17 protein-coding genes are annotated in these 17,567 nt (G+C 32.6%); 6 read left to right on the forward strand and 11 right to left on the reverse strand.

Going from position 1 to position 17,567, the window contains the following annotated elements:
* The first annotated feature begins 4 nt into the window (after positions 1-4).
* The 3 genes from MARIT_RS08065 to MARIT_RS08075 are packed head-to-tail and all read left to right on the forward strand — an operon-like array spanning position 5 to position 952.
* Positions 5-328 (forward strand): YbaB/EbfC family nucleoid-associated protein, encoded by a 324-nt coding sequence (locus MARIT_RS08065; protein ID WP_024740507.1) that lies wholly within the window; start codon positions 5-7, stop codon positions 326-328.
* A 14-nt stretch (positions 329-342) separates the two neighbouring features.
* On the forward strand, positions 343-627 hold the full coding sequence (locus MARIT_RS08070) for a DUF2752 domain-containing protein (protein ID WP_024740508.1): 285 nt from the start codon (positions 343-345) through the stop codon (positions 625-627).
* 4 nt (positions 628-631) lie between these two features.
* Complete coding sequence (locus MARIT_RS08075; protein ID WP_100211237.1) at positions 632-952, forward strand: CCC motif membrane protein; 321 nt, start codon at positions 632-634, stop codon at positions 950-952.
* Positions 953-1,003: 51 nt separating this feature from the next.
* Here MARIT_RS08075 and rocD read toward each other — a convergent pair whose 3' ends face one another.
* Positions 1,004-2,242 (reverse strand): ornithine--oxo-acid transaminase, encoded by a 1,239-nt coding sequence (rocD, locus tag MARIT_RS08080; protein ID WP_100211238.1) that lies wholly within the window; start codon positions 2,240-2,242, stop codon positions 1,004-1,006.
* Positions 2,243-2,887: 645 nt separating this feature from the next.
* Positions 2,888-3,082: a hypothetical protein gene (locus MARIT_RS08085; protein WP_024740511.1), complete on the reverse strand. Its 195-nt coding sequence runs from the start codon at positions 3,080-3,082 to the stop codon at positions 2,888-2,890.
* Here MARIT_RS08085 and MARIT_RS08090 point away from each other — a divergent pair.
* The 3 genes from MARIT_RS08090 to rlmD all read left to right on the forward strand — a co-directional run bounded on the left by MARIT_RS08090 (position 3,081) and on the right by rlmD (position 6,823).
* Positions 3,081-3,914: a zinc metalloprotease gene (locus MARIT_RS08090; RefSeq protein ID WP_100211239.1), complete on the forward strand. Its 834-nt coding sequence runs from the start codon at positions 3,081-3,083 to the stop codon at positions 3,912-3,914. The two genes, MARIT_RS08085 and MARIT_RS08090, sit on opposite strands and share 2 nt — an antisense overlap.
* Positions 3,915-4,097: 183 nt before the next feature.
* Positions 4,098-5,255, forward strand: coding sequence for a mechanosensitive ion channel (locus MARIT_RS08095; RefSeq protein ID WP_157926228.1), 1,158 nt, complete (start codon positions 4,098-4,100; stop codon positions 5,253-5,255).
* 116 nt (positions 5,256-5,371) lie between these two features.
* Positions 5,372-6,823: a 23S rRNA (uracil(1939)-C(5))-methyltransferase RlmD gene (gene rlmD, locus MARIT_RS08100; protein WP_100211241.1), complete on the forward strand. Its 1,452-nt coding sequence runs from the start codon at positions 5,372-5,374 to the stop codon at positions 6,821-6,823.
* A 78-nt stretch (positions 6,824-6,901) separates the two neighbouring features.
* On the opposite strand, the gene dsrP is transcribed toward rlmD, so the two are convergent.
* The 9 genes from dsrP to MARIT_RS08145 form a co-directional block, all read right to left on the reverse strand.
* Positions 6,902-8,119 (reverse strand): sulfate reduction electron transfer complex DsrMKJOP subunit DsrP, encoded by a 1,218-nt coding sequence (dsrP, locus tag MARIT_RS08105; protein ID WP_100211242.1) that lies wholly within the window; start codon positions 8,117-8,119, stop codon positions 6,902-6,904.
* Between the two features lie 94 nt (positions 8,120-8,213).
* The gene (locus MARIT_RS08110) at positions 8,214-9,308 is read right to left on the reverse strand and encodes a 4Fe-4S dicluster domain-containing protein (RefSeq protein WP_100211243.1); all 1,095 of its coding nucleotides are present in this window, start codon (positions 9,306-9,308) and stop codon (positions 8,214-8,216) included.
* Between the two features lie 6 nt (positions 9,309-9,314).
* Complete coding sequence (locus tag MARIT_RS08115; RefSeq protein WP_231975103.1) at positions 9,315-9,947, reverse strand: multiheme c-type cytochrome; 633 nt, start codon at positions 9,945-9,947, stop codon at positions 9,315-9,317.
* Positions 9,934-10,629: a nitrate reductase cytochrome c-type subunit gene (locus MARIT_RS08120; protein WP_100211244.1), complete on the reverse strand. Its 696-nt coding sequence runs from the start codon at positions 10,627-10,629 to the stop codon at positions 9,934-9,936. The genes MARIT_RS08115 and MARIT_RS08120 overlap by 14 nt, the downstream gene beginning before the upstream one ends.
* 2 nt (positions 10,630-10,631) lie before the next feature.
* A complete protein-coding gene (locus tag MARIT_RS08125) occupies positions 10,632-12,917 on the reverse strand; it encodes a molybdopterin-dependent oxidoreductase (protein ID WP_231975107.1) in 2,286 nt (761 codons plus the stop codon).
* 45 nt (positions 12,918-12,962) lie between these two features.
* On the reverse strand, positions 12,963-13,202 hold the full coding sequence (locus MARIT_RS08130; RefSeq protein WP_024740520.1) for a hypothetical protein: 240 nt from the start codon (positions 13,200-13,202) through the stop codon (positions 12,963-12,965).
* 447 nt (positions 13,203-13,649) lie between these two features.
* A complete protein-coding gene (locus MARIT_RS08135) occupies positions 13,650-14,876 on the reverse strand; it encodes a right-handed parallel beta-helix repeat-containing protein (protein WP_100211245.1) in 1,227 nt (408 codons plus the stop codon).
* A gap of 34 nt (positions 14,877-14,910) precedes the next feature.
* A complete protein-coding gene (locus MARIT_RS08140; protein WP_100211246.1) occupies positions 14,911-16,137 on the reverse strand; it encodes a right-handed parallel beta-helix repeat-containing protein in 1,227 nt (408 codons plus the stop codon).
* A gap of 34 nt (positions 16,138-16,171) precedes the next feature.
* On the reverse strand, positions 16,172-17,404 hold the full coding sequence (locus MARIT_RS08145) for a right-handed parallel beta-helix repeat-containing protein (RefSeq protein ID WP_100211247.1): 1,233 nt from the start codon (positions 17,402-17,404) through the stop codon (positions 16,172-16,174).
* Between the last annotated feature and the right edge of the window lie 163 nt (positions 17,405-17,567).

Below are 17,567 nucleotides of genomic sequence, written 5' to 3' on the forward strand. Positions count from 1 at the left end.
AATAATGTTCGGAGATATTTCTGGAATGATGAGTAAATTAAAAGAAACTCAACAAAAAGTAGAAGAAACTAAACAGCGTTTAAATAATGTTTTAATTGATGAAACTTCTTCTGATGGCAATATTAAAGTTACCGTAACTGCTAATAAAGAAATTAAAGCTATCAATATCAATGATAAATTACTTTCTGATAATGAAGAATTAGAAGATTACTTAATTATTACTCTAAATAAAGCCTTAAAAAAAGCAGGAGATATTAATGAGCATGAGATGGGAATGGCCGCTAAAGAGGGAATGCCAAATATTCCTGGAATGGATTTCTTTAAATAATTAGCCTCCTTAATATGCCTTTACAGATAGAAGAATATATGCTTCCTTGTCTTAATAAACGGTTATTAGGCATTAGCTGTATGGGCTGCGGTTTTCAAAGAGCAGTCGCGTTACTTATTCATGGGCAATTTATAGAGGCTTTTAAAATGTATCCTGCTATTTATACTTTGATAGTACTAATTACATTTATTCTTTTAAATTTAAAATATAAATTTAAAAATGCCTCAAAAATCATACGAATCCTTAGCTTACTGAGCCTACTATTAATCATTGGTAACTTCTTTTTAAAAAATAGTTAAAACTATGGAAACACAAAAATTACAATATGCAACACTGGTTTATATTTTAGCCATCTTAGGGCTTCCTTTATGTTGTTGTATAGGATTAGGAGCCATTCCTTCTGGAATTGCTTACTTTATAGCTACTTCTGAGCTTAATAAGTATTATGCTTACCCTAAAAGATATACTGATCAGGATAATATTTATACAGGAAAAATAATTGCACTGGTAGTACTAATAATAAACCTGCTATATATTGCTTATACTTTCTACCAAATTTACACGATTGGTTGGGATAATCTTATAGAACAATCCAGAATATTAATGGAGCAATACGAACAATAAAAAAAGGAGCGGTTAACCGCTCCTTTTTTTATCACAACTTTTCTGATTTCATTAAAATTCTGAAATTGTTTTCTTTATAATTGCAATACAATCTCTCAATTGTTCTTCGCTCATTACCAAAGGTGGAGCAAAACGAATGATATTTCCATGAGTTGGTTTTGCTAGTAAGCCATTATCTCGAAGCTTGATACAAATATCCCAAGCTGTTGAGCTTTCCTCTGTATCATTGATTAAAATAGCGTTTAATAAACCTTTCCCCCTCACAGCTTTCACCAAATCATTTTCTTTAGCAAACTCTGCTAATTCAGCTCTAAACACTTTTCCTAAAGCTTCTGCATTATTAGCTAAATCTTCTTCTTTTACTACCTCTAAAGCTGCAATAGCAACCGCAGCAGCTACTGGATTTCCTCCAAATGTAGATCCGTGATTTCCTGGTTTAATCACTTTCATAATATTATCATTTGCCAATACTCCTGATACTGGATATGCTCCACCACTAAGAGCCTTCCCTAAAATTAGGATATCTGGCTTCACATTTTCATGATCTACTGCTAACATCTTTCCTGTACGAGCAATTCCTGTTTGTACCTCATCAGCTATAAACAATACATTATACTTCTCACACAAAGCTTTAGCTCCTGATAAATATCCTTCAGAAGGAACATATACTCCCGCTTCTCCTTGAATAGGCTCTACTAAAAATCCAGCAATATTTGGATTTGACTTTAGTGTATTTTCCAAAGCATCTAAATCATCATATCCTATTTTGATAAAACCATTAGTAAAAGGACCAAAGTTTTTGCGAGCTACAGGGTCATTTGAAAAAGAGATGATAGTAGTCGTACGACCATGAAAGTTATTCTCACAAACTACAATCTGAGCATCATTCTCATCTATCTTTTTTACTTCATAAGCCCATTTTCTACATAACTTTAAAGCTGTTTCTACAGCTTCTGCCCCTGTATTCATTGGTAGTAGTTTATCAAAACCAAATAGCTCTGTTGCAAATTTTTCATACCTCCCTAGCATATCATTATAAAATGCTCTTGAAGTTAATGTTAAGGTTTGAGCTTGATGAACCATTGCTCCTACTATTTTAGGATGGCAATGCCCTTGGTTTACCGCAGAATATGCTGATAAAAAATCATAATATTTTTTACCTTCTACATCCCATACATACACACCTTCTCCTTTACTTAAAACTACTGGTAGCGGATGATAGTTATGCGCTCCATGTTTATTTTCTAAATCGATCGCTTGTTGCGAAGTTAATTGGTCTAAAACAGCCATTTTTAATAATTTATGAATTTATAAAATAACTATTCCTTATCTACCTTTATCCTTTCGAAGAGTTCGAAAATTCAGCGTGGGAAAGAAATCATCCCTAAAAGATTTGCAATTTACTAAATATTCAGAATTTAATAAAATCTTATTTAGATGAACTTCCATAAACTTTCAGAATTTAAACAAACATTGATTCCCCCTCCTTTTTAGCACACATAGCATTGTTACGAAAACAAAAAAGTTAAAAAAGTACTCTGAACAATAATTTTCTAGCAACCCCTAAAACTTAGGCAAACCCAATATCTTTATAGCCTCGTTTATCTTACGCTTTTTGATGCATAAAAAACACTCTTTTAAGTTAATGTTATTGAAAAAAAGTTAAAAAGAAATTTCCCCCTTAACTTTTCTTTATCAATCCATTAACACTCTAAACATAAGTATTACCTTTAATTTGTTCTTTGAATTTTAATCTTAAAATAAAATGAAAAAAAACAATCTTTTATCTGCATTAGCAATAGCTGCTTTGGTATTTAATTCTTGTCAAAATTCTGAATTACCCAACGAATTGCCCTAGGAGAAGTTTTCTACTAGCTTAGAAAGAAATGTAGAAGCAAATATAAATTTAGATTTAACTCAAAATGAACAACAAATTTATACACTTGTTTCTTCTTTATTAACAGAAGGAAAAGGCTTTAATCTATCTATAAAAGACGTCTTATTTAGCTTTACAGAACTTGAAGAAGATCCTTTTTTAAGATTCTCTAATAGTAAAAAGTCATATCTCTTAAAAACGACAGACAATACTGTATCTGCCAGAGTTATCAAAGATGATAAAGATATAAACATGATCATTAGAATCACAAAAAATGATACTGAGGAATTTTATTCTTTTAATATAAACGCTACAAATGATACAGTAGCTAGCTCTAAATTAAAGTTAATTGAACGTCCTAATATTAATCTAGAAGATTTTTGTGCTGTACCCCCCATTACCAATACCCCTATTTACAAAAGAAATGCTTCATCTTTAAACCAACTACCTACTGGATATTACGGAAGTATTGGTGATCCTCTAAAAAAAACTGACTGGAAATTAATCATTTACAAATCAGGAGAAGATATGGATTTAGATAAGGCTCTTATATTTGCTGGTTTTGCTTTTGGCGAACTTCAAGCATTTAATTCTTTTACTGTGGAATATAGAGATGGATCTTCTTTTCTTTCACGATCAAAAACGTTTGGATTGGATTCTAAAACAATTTTGGAAAGGTTTGGATTTTACACTAAAGAAATTGGGGTAAACTCTGGCGTAATACCACAAAACGCCTCCTTATTTCACTCAACACCTCTCGGAGAAGCTCATATTTTTGTTAGAAAAGACGCTTTTGACGGCGGACGTACCTTAGGAATTGCTAAGCGTAATACCGAAAACTATAGAATAGGGATTATTAGTACAGAAGGTACTTCTACCCTAGCTCATGAACTAGGTCATATATTTGGCGCAAGACATTACGATCATCTTACCTATGACAGCGGATGGTGGTACAAATCAGTAATGCATTCTGGAACGAATGAGGTATTAGTTTCTGATTTTGGACCTGTAACCTATCGTTTTTATAACGAAGAAAACAGAAAAGTCATGATTAACACTATCCAATCAGAAAAAATAGCTGAATAAATAACTTTTTCCTTTTTACTTAAAGACCATCTAATTTTCTTTTAGATGGTCTTTTTCTTTTATTTAAGATGTAACAACCTCTTCTCTTACAAAAGACAACTCTCAATCTACCTCATAAAAATATTTAGAGTAGTGACTAAATTTTTAAATAAGTGTCATAAAAGCATACTAAAAATCAAAAAGATGGATCAAGTTTTAAATACTTACAACAACATCACAGGTAGTTTAGGAAATCCTATTAGCTCCTTATTAATTGTTCTTTTGGGATGGGGAATCGCTCGAATAATCAAAAGAGTTGTCCGAAAAATAACTAACAATAGCGGTTTAAATAAGACTTTAAGCAATGACAAAATAAATTTTGGAGCATTGGTTTCTAAATTAATTTACTCTTTAATAATGGTTTTTGTTTTTATGCTTGCGTTAGAAAAATTGGGAATGACAAGTGTATTAGAGCCTGTAAAAGATCTGCTAAACGGATTTACCCAATTTATTCCTAATATCGTAGGAGCTGGTCTTGTAGCTTATATAGGATATATGCTAGCAACTATCGTTTCAGAACTTATAGGCGTATCTGGTGAAGCTATTCAAAAATTTACGCCTAAACTAAATCTTCCTGAGCATATAGATCTTGTTGTCATATTGCGAAAAGTGGTTTTTATTTTTATTTTTATTCCTCTTCTCATTTCCGCTTTAAACATTTTAAACATAAATGCAGTATCGGAACCCGCTACCAATATGCTACAAAGCTTTTTTAATGCTATTCCTAAAGTATTAGTAGCTTCTCTTATCATCATTATATTTACGATAGGAGGTAAATTCTTAAGCAATTTATTAAAAGATTTATTAGACAGTTTAAATCTTAATGAAATTTTTAAAAGCGCTCAACTAGATTCTTTTATAGGTAAAAAAAATATTGAAAAACTAATAGCTAATGTAGTGTATGCATTTATCATCGTATTTGGCTTAATGACTGCTATTGATCAATTACAATTTGATAAACTTTCTGAAATGATGAATACTATTGTGCATTTGGCAGGAAATGTATTATTTGGTTTGATCATTCTAGCGATTGGAAATTGGATTGCCCATGTTGCTGTTAAAAATTTTATGAAAAGCGATGATAATAAATTTATTGCTAGCATTATAAAAACAGCTATTCTAGCTATTTTTCTTGCAATAGGATTGCGCAGAATGGGAATTGCAAATGATATTATCAACCTAGCTTTCGGTATTACTCTTGGAACTGTAGCCCTAACCATTGTACTTTCTTTTGGCTTAGGAGGTCGAGAAGCTGCTGGTAAACAAATGGAAAGAATATTAAATCGATTTAATAAGAAATAAATCCCTGAATTTATATAATTCGTTAAGAAGGCTATCTCGATGATAGTCTTTTTTATTTTTTAAACTTAAAAAGACACCATATTTTAATACTTTTGCATCCACTAATTTCATAAATAATGCCAAGAAGAGAACGAAATAAATTTGTAAAAAGAGGTCAGATTTTAGAATTAAAAATAGAAGATTATGCCTTTGGAGGAAAAGGAATCGGAAAAATTCGTTCTGAACATGGAGAGTTTGTTGTTTTTGTACCCAATACATTCCCTGGACAAACCGTAAAAGCACAGGTTAAAAAATCTAGTAAAAAATATGCTGAATGTAAACTAATAGATGTTTTACAACACTCCGAAGATGAAATAGCTGTACCTTTTCAAGATATACCAGGCGCTCCTTACATACAATTGCCTATTAATTTACAACACCAATACAAAAAAGAAAGTACGTTATCTCTTTTTAAAAGAATTGGAAAAGTGGATACTATTGAAGATGCTTTTGATGAATTTGTTGCTTCTCCTAACGTTTTTCATTATCGAAATAAAATGGAGTATGGCTTTTCAGCTATTGGTTATGATAGAACTCATAAAACCGACGTTGACGAATTTACATTAGGCTTTAAAAGAAGAGGAACTTGGTGGATGGGTGATAATTTAGAGAAAGACTCTGGATTATTTGACAAACAGGTTGAGGATCAATTAAGAATTATTAGAAAATACTGCGAAAAAACAGGGTTAGCTCCTTGGCACGGGCCTAAAAAAGAAGGTTTTTTTAGGTATTTCGTCGTTAGAAAGTCATATAAAACAGATCAATTATTGTTCAATCTGGTAACTACTTCATACGACTTATCTAAATTTGATTTGCCTGCCTTTGCTACATTACTCAAAGATCTCTTTGGAAGTCGATTTGCTGGTTTATTGCACACTATTAATGATGAAATAGGTGACCGAACTATTGCTACTAGTGGGAGTATTCAACTAATAGATGGCAAAGATAAAATTGTAGAAGAATTATTAGGTTTAAATTTTGAAATCAGCATGAAAAGCTTTTTTCAAACCAACCCTAAATGTGCTGAAAAACTATATAGTAAAGTAGTTGAATATGTACTTGAGAATAAAGAAGCTGTAGATAACACAGTAGTAATGGACTTATTTTGCGGTACAGGAACTATCGGCCAAATAGTGGCTTCAAAAAGTAAAAACACCAAAATTGTAGGTGTTGATATTATTGCTTCTGCCATTGAAGATGCTAAGAAAAATGCTAAAAGAAATAATATTGAAGGACTTCAGTTTTATGCTGCTGATGTCGGTAAATTTCTTACAGAACATCCACAATATAAAAACAAGATTAAAACAATTATTTTAGACCCTGCCCGTGCAGGAATATCTCCGAAAACGCTTCGTAAGATAATTGCTTTAAATGCAGACAGAATGATATATGTTTCTTGCAATCCTGCAACACAAGCTAGAGATACTGAGCAATTAATGCTAGCAGGCTATACGATTAAAAAAATTAGCTTAGTAGATCAATTTCCTCATACATCACATATAGAAACTGTTGTTCTATTTGAAAAATAAAACCACTTATATAATACAAATTTAGCCACCCCATTTTGATAATGGGGTGGCTAAGTATTTTAAGGTATATTTATTTCTTTATCTTTTATATCTCAATTTTCCTGTTTCTATTTGAATTGCTGTTCTAGCTAAAATAGTAAATACAAGCGCCCCCATTGCCCAAATACCTAAAGTTACTCCTATTTCGATACCAGTAGGCGTATATTCTGCTATTGTTCCATAAGGTCCAGGAATAAACCCTGGAACAATCAATCCAAACCCTTTTTCAATCCATATACCTATAAATAATATAAAACATGCGAAATAAAGTGCCTTTAAATTATTTCGAAGTTTATGAAAAGTCAAAATCACTGTAGCTAGTACATTTAAAGAAATGGCTGTCCAAATCCAAGGTAATAAAGCCGTTTTTCCATGAAGTCCAAAAAATAAATAGTAAGCACTTTCACTATGATGAGTTGGTGCATAAAACTCCTTAAACAATTCTGATACTAACATTATAATATTAATCTGCGCAGCAACCGTTACCACCAATGCTATCTTTTTTATTGTTTTGTCTTCTATATTAAAAATAGTAAAGCTTCTTATAACAGCCAATACTAAAATAATTAAAGCGGGTCCTGCAGCAAATGCTGATGCTAAAAATCGAGGGCCTAACAACGCATTGTTCCAGAAAGGTCTAGCCTGTAATCCTTGGTATAAAAATGCAGTTACTAAATGAATCCCTACAGCCCAAAATACAGAAAGTAATGCCCCTGGAAGATATACACTCTTTTTAGACTCTTTTCCTTGATAATGTCTAAATAAAATATAAAAAGGAATACTTATATTGATAAACAAATAACCATTGAGAGCTATAACATCCCAAGCTAACATTGAATTAGGGAAGTTAAAAACTCCTATCCCTGGAATCATATGCCATAAGACAGCAGGACCTCCCATATCTGCTATTACAAAAGCTAAACACATAAGTAGCGCCGCCACTGCAAGTCCTTCTCCTATTAAAACAGCCTGTTTAAAATCTATATCCTTCAATACATAGGTTGGCATCACTAACATTACGGCCGCTGCTGCAACCCCAACTAAAAAAGTGAAATTAGAAATATATAATCCCCAGCTAACCCTATCAGTCATTCCTGTAACACTCAATCCATGCTCTAACTGAATCGAATAACAATACATTCCTGTTAATATTACAAAAGTTAAAAAGGCCATCCATAAATGATACCTTCTAGAACCATGTGTTATCACCTCTAAACTATCTTTTACTAAACTTGTAAAAACTTTAAATCTTCTCATTTTACCTTTTTATTAAAAACTTCTTTTATTTCTCTTATTTTATTTATTACACAAACAAAAATGATTTATTTTGTGCATATACAGCTATTATGAACTAATCCATAAAATACCAAAACTTTGGTTCTGTTCCTAAATCTTCTTTTAATCTAAATACTTTTTTATTTTCTAAAACCCATCGGATAGTACTCTTTGGATCTAATAAATTTCCAAAAATTCGCGCTCCTGTTGGACAAGCTTCAACACAAGCAGGATTTTTTCCAGCTCTTGAACGTTGTACGCAAAAAGTACATTTTTCCATGACTCCCTTTTTACGCATTCTATTTCCTAAATAATGTTGATTTTTATTTAAAACTTCTTCAGGCACTTCTGGTGTACTCCAATTAAATCTTCTTCCATCATAAGGGCAAGCCGCCATACAATACCTGCATCCTACACACCAATCATAATCTACCACAACCAGCCCGTCTTCTTCTCTCCAAGTAGCTTGTACTGGACATACCTTTACACATGGAGGATTATCACAATGAAAACATTGAGTTCCCATATAAAAATGCCCTTCTGCCGGTACTTCATGATAATAGTTATCATCTGCTTCATTAAAATTAAAGCCTTTACCTTTTTTGATTTCATGAATTCGAATATACTCCATTTGTGAGTTCCTATCTTGATTATTCTCAGCTACGCAAGCATTAATGCAATCCATATATCCTCGACATTTAGAAATATTAAATGCATAACCAAATAATACTTCTCTCTCTGCATTTGCAGAAGACATATTAATATGCTTACCTGTTCGTAATTCATAAGAACGAACCAGTCTATTTACGGTGGCCTTCTTTTCTTCATTTGTCATTAATTTATAATTTCCTTTAAACTGCTCTTCCCAATCTATTTGTGCTTCTTCTTTAGCATCACTACTTGCTGAAACACTACATGATGTAGTTACTGCTCCTGCCCCTATTAATAAACTTGCTGTCAACTTTTTAAAAGCATTCCTCCTATTCATAGGTACTTCAAAAACCTGATCAAAACCATCTTTAACGCTTTCTTCTCCTACAGGAGTTACTATTGTTTTTTCATAAAAATTATTACGAGTTCCTTCTTGTTTATCGCAACTACAAGATGGTAATTGGTTTTGCTCTTTATTATTTAGGTTTAGCGTAAACCATTTTTTTCTGTTAATGCTCATCCTAAATTATTTTCGTTCTTTAATTTTTTCTGTATTGAATCTTGCTGGCCATCTACTATCAAATCTTGGAAAATGTGGATTATGACAGTTTACGCAAGTCATAGAAATTCTGGGAGAAGCCCAACTTTTAATTCGTTTTCCATGTGCTCCTCCTACCCAATCTTTATATACCTCCTGATGGCATTGGCTACATAATTTGAAACTCTTATCAATATCAATGGTATGAGCTGCCAAACTTTTCAAATGATCCATATTATTGCCATCATGACAAGTTGTGCAATTCATAGTGTCTTCATTTGCATGGCTCAATTTAATATTCCAATGAGCCTTTTTAATACCTTCTACCTGCATTTCTACTAAAGGTACAGTATGGCATGCTGTGCACTTATAAGATTTTATCTTGTTCTTTCTGCTAGGTATTAAAAACGTAATCTCTCTTTCTGTTACTTCTAAAACCTCTAAGCCTTCCATATATTTTTCTGAAGAAATAGTAATTCCTTTATAATGTTTTCCTCCCTCTAAAAACCGATCTCTTATGTTATGGTATGTTTCGCTTTTATCTGTTTGTTTGCAACAAATCATCAGTAATAAGAAAATTACTTCCAAAAAGTAAACAGCTATTTTATTAATTATATTCATTCGTTTTTCTTGTAAAAGCTTTGATCGCTATTAATTCTTTGGTATTCGGAACATGACACTGTTTACAGTTCGTTCGTTCAGGGTGAGAGACTCTGATTTCTTTTGGAGCACTTGGTCCTGCATGACATGCTAGACAATTCTCTCGTAATTGAATTTGATGTGGGATAATGGGTGGACTCGTAGGTAGTGCTTTATTTGTTCCTACTTTTGGGGGATTAACTACAGCAAATTCCCCACTTTTAAACAAAGCATTCCCTTTTTGAGTAACATGACATTGCCTACAATTTACCAATTCAGGATGTGGTGTCACGGGAGTATATGCCTTATACTTTGGAACGAACCCACCATTCTCATGGCACTTCAAGCAAACATTTCCTCCTATTCCTTGTTTTTCATCAACAGAATGTGGAATACTAGGGGGAGCACCATGATAAGCTCTATTCTTATAATAATCTTTTAAACTGCGTTGATACTCCTCATCAATAGGCTTTTTTGCATAAGCCAATGCATGTATTGATCTTGTAAAAACACCGCTCTCTGAAGGAATAATAGAAAAATGCTCCTTTTTTTTCAAAGGAATATAAGTAGCTTCTAATTTCTCCTGATGATTAATATTCCATCCCCATATAAAACCTATAAAAAGGAGTCCGAATAATAATATGACACCGAATCCTTTTTTCATGATTATACCTTTTCTATTTTAACAGCACACTTTTTATAATCTGGTTCTTTTGATATAGGGCAGAAAGCATCCAATGTAACATCATTAATCATCATATTTTCGTCAAAAAATGGCACAAAAACTTGCCCTTCTGTCGGTAGCCCCCTTTCATTGATTGAAACAGGTAATATGCAAGTACCTCTACGAGAAGTTACCCTTGCTTTTTCGCCATTATGAAGCCCTAATTGCTTGGCATCCTTTGGATGAAGTTCTACGTAAGCATTGGGTACCGCTTTATGTAAAATAGGAATACGTCTTGTCATAGATCCTGTATGCCAATGTTCTATAACGCGTCCTGTATTTAACCAAAAAGGATATTCTTTATTTGGCATCTCTGGAGCTGACTCATAGGGTCTTTGCCAAATAATTGCCTTTCCATCCTTCTTCCCATAAAAATGGAAATCTTTCCCATTCTCACAAGCAGGATCATATTTTGAATTATACCGCCATTGTGTTGATTTCCCATTCACATAAGGCCAAATAGCTCCTGATTCTTTTTCCAAAACTTCCAAGGGAGCCATATTATGTTTTTTCCCTGCATGAAATTGGCGGTATTCATTATATATTTCTTCAACATGTCCTTCTTTTGTGTAAGGAAATAAATTACCATACCCCATTCTTTTAGCCACTTCTATAAACATCCATGCATCTTCAGTTGTTTCTCCAGGTCCTGCTACCATCGGTTTCCAATATTGAGTTCTCCTCTCTGAATTTCCATAAAGTCCTCCTTTCTCAATATGCCATTTTGCTGGTAAAATAACATCTGCTACATCAGAAGTTGGTGTAGGAAACACCTCTGAAACAACCACAAAGCAAGACTTTTTTTTCATCGCAGGCCGATACCTACTTGTTTTAGGTAAAGAAACCAACGGGTTTGTAGCTTGCGTCCATATAAACTTAATATCCCCTCTATCAATAGCTCTAAACATTTCTGTAGCATGATATGTAGGTTTCGAAGGGATTCTTTCATAAGGTACTTTCCATATTTTAGCTGCCATACGTCTATCCTTTTCATTCATTACTACTCCATGCGGTAATTTATGTGTAAAAGTTCCTACTTCTCTTGCGGTACCACAAGCAGAAGGCTGCCCCGTTAAAGAAAAAGGGCCATTACCTGGTGCTGAGATCTTTCCTGTTAATAAATGAATATTATACACCAAATTATTCATCCAAGTGCCTCTAGTATGCTGGTTCATTCCCATACACCAAAACGAGACTACTTTTTTATTAGGATCTCCGTAAATAGCTGCTAAATATTTGATATCTTTCGCCGAGATTTTTGCATATTTTTCAACCTTCTCTGGTGCATAATCTTCTAAAAAGATCTTATAATCTTGAAAACTTATGGTTGATGGGGTGTCTTTAAACTTGTATTTATCTTCCAAACCATAGCCCATATTGGTCAGTCCTTTTTTAAAATTGACATGCTCTTCTACAAATTTACTATTTACCCATCCATTGTGTACAATTTCATAGCAAATAGCATTTGCTATTGCCAAATCTGTTTGAGGTTCAAATAAAATAGATTTATTAGCAGCACTACTTGAACGTGTAGTTCTTGTTGCCAAATCAACTATTTTAGCACCTTTTTTGTTTTTTTGAGCCAACATTCTTGAAAATAATACGGGGTGCATTTCCGCCATATTATTTCCCCATGTAACAAAATAATCTGCATGTTCAATATCTTCATAGCAGCCCATAGGCTCATCAGCCCCAAATGAAGTCAAAAAACCTGTTACAGCGCTTGCCATACACAAACGGGCATTACAATCTAAATTATTAGTTCCTATAGCTCCTTTCATCAATTTAGAAGCAACATACCCCTCGGGTATTGTTGACTGCCCTGAAGTGTACATTGCTACAGCATCTTTTCCATAAATTTTAATTGTTTCTTTCATCTTATTCGCTACAATATCTAACGCTTCGCTTACAGGAGTTTTTACATATTTTCCATGCTTCTTTACCAAAGCGTGGGTCAATCTATCCTTAGCTTGGATACACATAATTTGATGGTATCCTTTAACGCATAACAATCCTTTATTTACTGATGAATTAGGATCTCCCTTTACTGCTACTGCTCTTCCATTTTGAGTTCCTACCAGAATACCGCAACCCACCCCACAAAAACGGCAGGGACCTTTTTTCCAATCTAAATCTTCTCCTTCTGGCACTCCTTTTTCTTGCTCATTAGCAAATACAATACCTGGAAACATAGTTGCTGCCGCTGTCATTGCAGAAAGTACTGCCATTTTTTTTATAAAATTCCGTCTGTTCGTTATTGATACGTGCATGAGTTAGTTTTTTTTAGGGTTGTTAAATCCCGAAACCATTGCTAATAATCTTAAACTAGTAATGCCCTCTAATCGTTCTTTTAAAGCTTCTTCTTCTACTGCTGTTTCAGTTTCTGTTACAACCACTAAAACATCTTTATTACTTGCAGGAATAACATCGCATTTCTTAATAAGAGTGATTGCTTTAATTAATGCTTCCTTTTTTCCTTCATATGGATGTGCTAAATAACTTTTTATAGGCATAAAAATAAGTGCTTAATTACCTAACAAAGAACTACAATATAAAGCAACTTCTATATGATATTTATCATAGTTTAAACCTTATAACAATCCATATTAGATCTTTCTTAGCACCCTTCAAAGAAACAATAAAACACTCTATACAAACACCTTACCCTATATATAAACTTATTTAAAAAGAGTCTAAATATATTGAAAGACCTCTTAATGGTATCTTAATCAAAAAGTATTTTCGAAAACTACCTTTTTGGAAAGGCTGGAAGAGCATGTGGTTCTTGTTACTTTTCAAGAAACAAACCAAATATTAATTAGATACACTGTAAAAGAGTTTCCTTAATATGAAAAAGAGACGGTACTTTATAAAAAAACACTGCCTAGAAATTACTTTCTAGACAGTGTTCAAGTTTTAATATTTTATAACTTTAGATATTATCAGCCACATAAAAGAAGTTAATTCGTTATGTTTCCTGATGTATCAATACCTGCTGCTATAAAATAAGCCTTAGCCGTATTATTATGAACCCCTCCTCCATTTTCATTAAAGCTAGCTATATTCAAGTGGGAAGGAGTTATTTTAATAGCTCCATTAATTAGTGTATTGTTATCTATCTTAATTGATTTCTCATAGAAACTAGTATCGCTAGTATTTTTCCAATAACCAATTCCACTGTAGATATCATTATTATATCCTGCTAACGTTATTGTATTATTTTGAACAACTACATTTTCTAAATAATTTGCAGATAAATTATCATATACATTCAATATAATTCCTGAATCATTCATAATATTGTCCGTGATGGTTAAATTTTTACCATTTCTTGCTTTAACAGCACCTCCTTCCCCATTTGCTGGCCATCCTGAAACGGTATTATTCTTTATCATTAAACCATCAAAACTATGCGCATAAATACCATGATCTGTTTCCTTCTCGTTTACCCATGAAGCATTTCTATTAATTATATTTTCCTCAATAAGAGTTCCATTACTATTGTCATTAATAGCCGTTACAAAATACGCGGTATCATCTGTCGCTCCGAAATTATTTTTGGTAATTTTAGTATCATTAGATTGCTTTACAAAAATACCCCGCCCACTATTATTCATTCTTCTTTTAAAAACACACGATTCCACTTTCATATTTTTACTATTTACTATTTGTATATAAGCATCATTTGTTTCTTTCTTATCCGTTCCTGCTTTTCGTACTCCATGATCGAAAATGCAATCATTAAAAGAGATACCATCAGCATTTTCTATTTTAAAGCGGATATTATAGAAAGTAATTCCCTCAATAGTTACATTCTTGTTTCCTGTTTTCCAATCTTGTTCTAGCATTTGACTTGTAGAACTACTCATAGCATCAAAGATAGGAGCACTTGTTGCACCTGCTTGCTTTTTCAATGTAATTCCATCTTTTAATTCTAATTTTCCTGTAATAGTATAAGTTCCACTTTCTACCTCTATAACATCTCCCGATTGTGCTTGCCTTAATACCCCATTAATTCCAGTAAGATCCATTCCTGCTGTTATAGTCAACGTATTTGCCGCAAACTGTCTTGAAATAGGTTTTGCTTGCGGTAGGTCTTTTTCTAATTCTGAACTACAAGAATACACTGCCAATAGCCCTGCTATGGCGATATATTTTGCACCTGTTTTTAAAATTGAATTTTTCATGATCGTATTATTTTAATAAGATATACCTGAGTTGCTAAATGATCGTGTTATTAGACTGGTCAATCCCTGAAGGAATAGAAAACTCAGCTGCTGTATTATTTCTAATTCCCCCTCCGTTTTCATTAAAATTAGCTGTATCTAAATTGGAAGCACTAATATTTAAAAAACCATTTGTTAAAGTATTTCCTTCTATTCTAATGGACTTCTCATAATAATTAACATCATTGGTATCTTTCCAATACCCGATTCCACTATAGATATTATTTCCTTTAGTATTCAATTTCAAATTTATTTTATTATTCACTATTACTACATTTTCTAAATAGTTTGTCGGTAAATTTTTATATACATTCAATATAATTCCGGAATCATTCATGGTATTCTCCGTAATGGTTAAATTTTTACCATTTCTAGCCTTAACAGCACCTCCTTCCCCATTTGCTGGCCATCCTGAAATGGTATTATTCTTTATCATTAAACCATCAAAGCTATGCGCATAAATACCATGATCTGTTTCCTTCTCGTTTACCCATGAAGCATTTCTATTAATTATATTTTCCTCAATAAGAGTTCTAGTACTATTATCATTAATAGCCGTTACGAAATACGCAGTAGCATCTGTATCTCCAAATGCGTTTTTGGTAATTTTAGTATCATTAGATTGCTTTACAAAAATACCCCGTCCACTATTATTCATTCTTCTTTTAAAAGAACAAGACCGTATTTCTATATTCGCACCACTGGTAACTTGTATATAAGCATCATTTGTATTATTCCATTTATTTGTTCCTGCCTTTCTCACCCCATAATCAAAAATGCAATAACTAAAACTAGTATTACTTGCATTTTCTATTTTAAAGCGAATGTTGTGAAAAATAATCCCTTGAATAATTACATTATTATTTCCTGTATTCCAATCTTGCTCTAACATTTCATCGGTTTTAGATCTCGCACTAAAAACAGGAACCGCACCTGCTTGCTTTTTCAATGTAATTCCATCTTTTAATTCTAGTTTCCCTGTAATAGCGTAAACTCCGCCTTCTACTTCTATAACATCTCCCGATTGTGCTTGCCTTAATATCCCATTAATTCCAGCAAGATCCATTCCTGCTGTTATAGTCAACGTATTTGCCGCAAACTGTCTTGAAATAGGTTTTGCTTGCGGCAAATCTTTTTCTAATTCTGAACTACAAGAACATATTGCCAATAACCCTCCTATGGCCATATATTTTGCACCTAATTTTAAAATTGAGTTTTTCATAATTGTATTATTTTAATAAGATATACCTGAGTTATTAAATGGTCGTATTATTAGATTCAGTAATCCCTTGGGGAATAGAAAGCTTAGCAGCTGTGTTATTATAAATTCCCCCTCCATTTTCATTAAACTTAGCTGTATTCAAATGTGAGCCGCTGATATTTAAAAAACCATTTGTTAAGGTATTTCCTTCTATTTTAATGGACTCTTCATAAAAACTAGTATCTCCAGTATTCTTCCAATATCCAATTCCACTATAAGTATTATTTAATACAACACCTGATTTTAAAGTTATTGTATTATCCTTGATTAGTACATTTTTTAAATATTTAGTAGGTAAATTATCATATACATTCAATATAATTCCGGAATCATTCATGGTATTCTCCGTAATGGTTAAATTTTTACCATTTCTAGCCTTAACAGCACCTCCTGTACCATCCGCTGGCCACCCTGAAATGGTATTATTTTTTATCACTAAACCATCAAAACTATGCGCATAAATACCATGATCTGTTTCCTTCTCGTTTACCCATGAAGCATTTCTATTAATTATATTTTCCTCAATAAGGGTTCTAGTACTATTATCATTAATAGCCGTTACGAAATAAGCAGTAGCATCTGTATCTCCAAATGTGTTTTTGGTAATTTTAGTATCATTAGATTGCTTTACAAAAATACCCCGCCCACTATTATTCATTCTTCTTTTAAAAACACACGATTCCACTTTCATATTTTTACTATTTACTATTTGTATATAAGCATCATTTGTTTCTTTCTTATCCGTTCCTGCTTTTCGTACTCCATGATCGAAAATGCAATCATTAAAAGAGATACCATCAGCATTTTCTATTTTAAAGCGGATATTATAGAAAGTAATTCCCTCAATAGTTACATTCTTGTTTCCTGTTTTCCAATCTTGTTCTAGCATTTGACTTGTAGAACTACTCATAGCATCAAAAATAGGTGCACTTACTGCTCCTACTTTCTTCTTTAAAATTATTCCATCTTTTAATTCTAGCTTCCCTGTAATAGCATAAGTTCCGCTTTCTATCTCTATAACATCTCCCGATTGTGCTTGGCTTAGCACTCCGTTAATCGCAGTAAGATCCATTCCGTTTGTTATCATATGCATATTCGTAGTTTTTAGCTGCGCTGAAACAGCTCTTTGGGGCAAAGTATTATCAAGTTCTGATTCGCAAGCATAACTTACTAATAAACTTGTCATAGCAATCACTACTATTCTTGGTTGTAAGATTAAATTTTTCATGATAATATTTCTATTTATTTCTTGTACAACGCCCCTCTAAGCTTTTTATTTTAAGTCTTCAGCACTAAATAAAAAACATTTCAAAACAAAACATAAACAACTAATAAACAATAGTTTATATCATAAAAAAAACTAATAAACCTTCTTTAAAAATATTAAAAAA

This window comes from Tenacibaculum maritimum NCIMB 2154, assembly GCF_900119795.1.
GTDB classification, from domain to species: Bacteria; Bacteroidota; Bacteroidia; order Flavobacteriales; family Flavobacteriaceae; genus Polaribacter; species Polaribacter maritimus.

Coding starts and splice junctions, on each gene's coding strand:
- MARIT_RS08140 (WP_100211246.1), bottom strand. CDS start 16,137: ATGAAAAACTCAATTTTAAAATTAGGTGCAAAATATATGGCCATAGGA.
- MARIT_RS08075 (WP_100211237.1), top strand. CDS start 632: ATGGAAACACAAAAATTACAATATGCAACACTGGTTTATATTTTAGCC.
- MARIT_RS08095 (WP_157926228.1), top strand. CDS start 4,098: ATGGATCAAGTTTTAAATACTTACAACAACATCACAGGTAGTTTAGGA.
- rlmD (WP_100211241.1), top strand. CDS start 5,372: ATGCCAAGAAGAGAACGAAATAAATTTGTAAAAAGAGGTCAGATTTTA.
- dsrP (WP_100211242.1), bottom strand. CDS start 8,119: ATGAGAAGATTTAAAGTTTTTACAAGTTTAGTAAAAGATAGTTTAGAG.
- MARIT_RS08110 (WP_100211243.1), bottom strand. CDS start 9,308: ATGAGCATTAACAGAAAAAAATGGTTTACGCTAAACCTAAATAATAAA.
- MARIT_RS08135 (WP_100211245.1), bottom strand. CDS start 14,876: ATGAAAAATTCAATTTTAAAAACAGGTGCAAAATATATCGCCATAGCA.
- MARIT_RS08125 (WP_231975107.1), bottom strand. CDS start 12,917: ATGGCAGTACTTTCTGCAATGACAGCGGCAGCAACTATGTTTCCAGGT.
- MARIT_RS08130 (WP_024740520.1), bottom strand. CDS start 13,202: ATGCCTATAAAAAGTTATTTAGCACATCCATATGAAGGAAAAAAGGAA.
- MARIT_RS08120 (WP_100211244.1), bottom strand. CDS start 10,629: ATGAAAAAAGGATTCGGTGTCATATTATTATTCGGACTCCTTTTTATA.
- MARIT_RS08070 (WP_024740508.1), top strand. CDS start 343: ATGCCTTTACAGATAGAAGAATATATGCTTCCTTGTCTTAATAAACGG.
- rocD (WP_100211238.1), bottom strand. CDS start 2,242: ATGGCTGTTTTAGACCAATTAACTTCGCAACAAGCGATCGATTTAGAA.
- MARIT_RS08085 (WP_024740511.1), bottom strand. CDS start 3,082: ATGTTTATATCTTTATCATCTTTGATAACTCTGGCAGATACAGTATTG.
- MARIT_RS08145 (WP_100211247.1), bottom strand. CDS start 17,404: ATGAAAAATTTAATCTTACAACCAAGAATAGTAGTGATTGCTATGACA.
- MARIT_RS08065 (WP_024740507.1), top strand. CDS start 5: ATGTTCGGAGATATTTCTGGAATGATGAGTAAATTAAAAGAAACTCAA.
- MARIT_RS08115 (WP_231975103.1), bottom strand. CDS start 9,947: ATGAATATAATTAATAAAATAGCTGTTTACTTTTTGGAAGTAATTTTC.
- MARIT_RS08090 (WP_100211239.1), top strand. CDS start 3,081: ATGATCATTAGAATCACAAAAAATGATACTGAGGAATTTTATTCTTTT.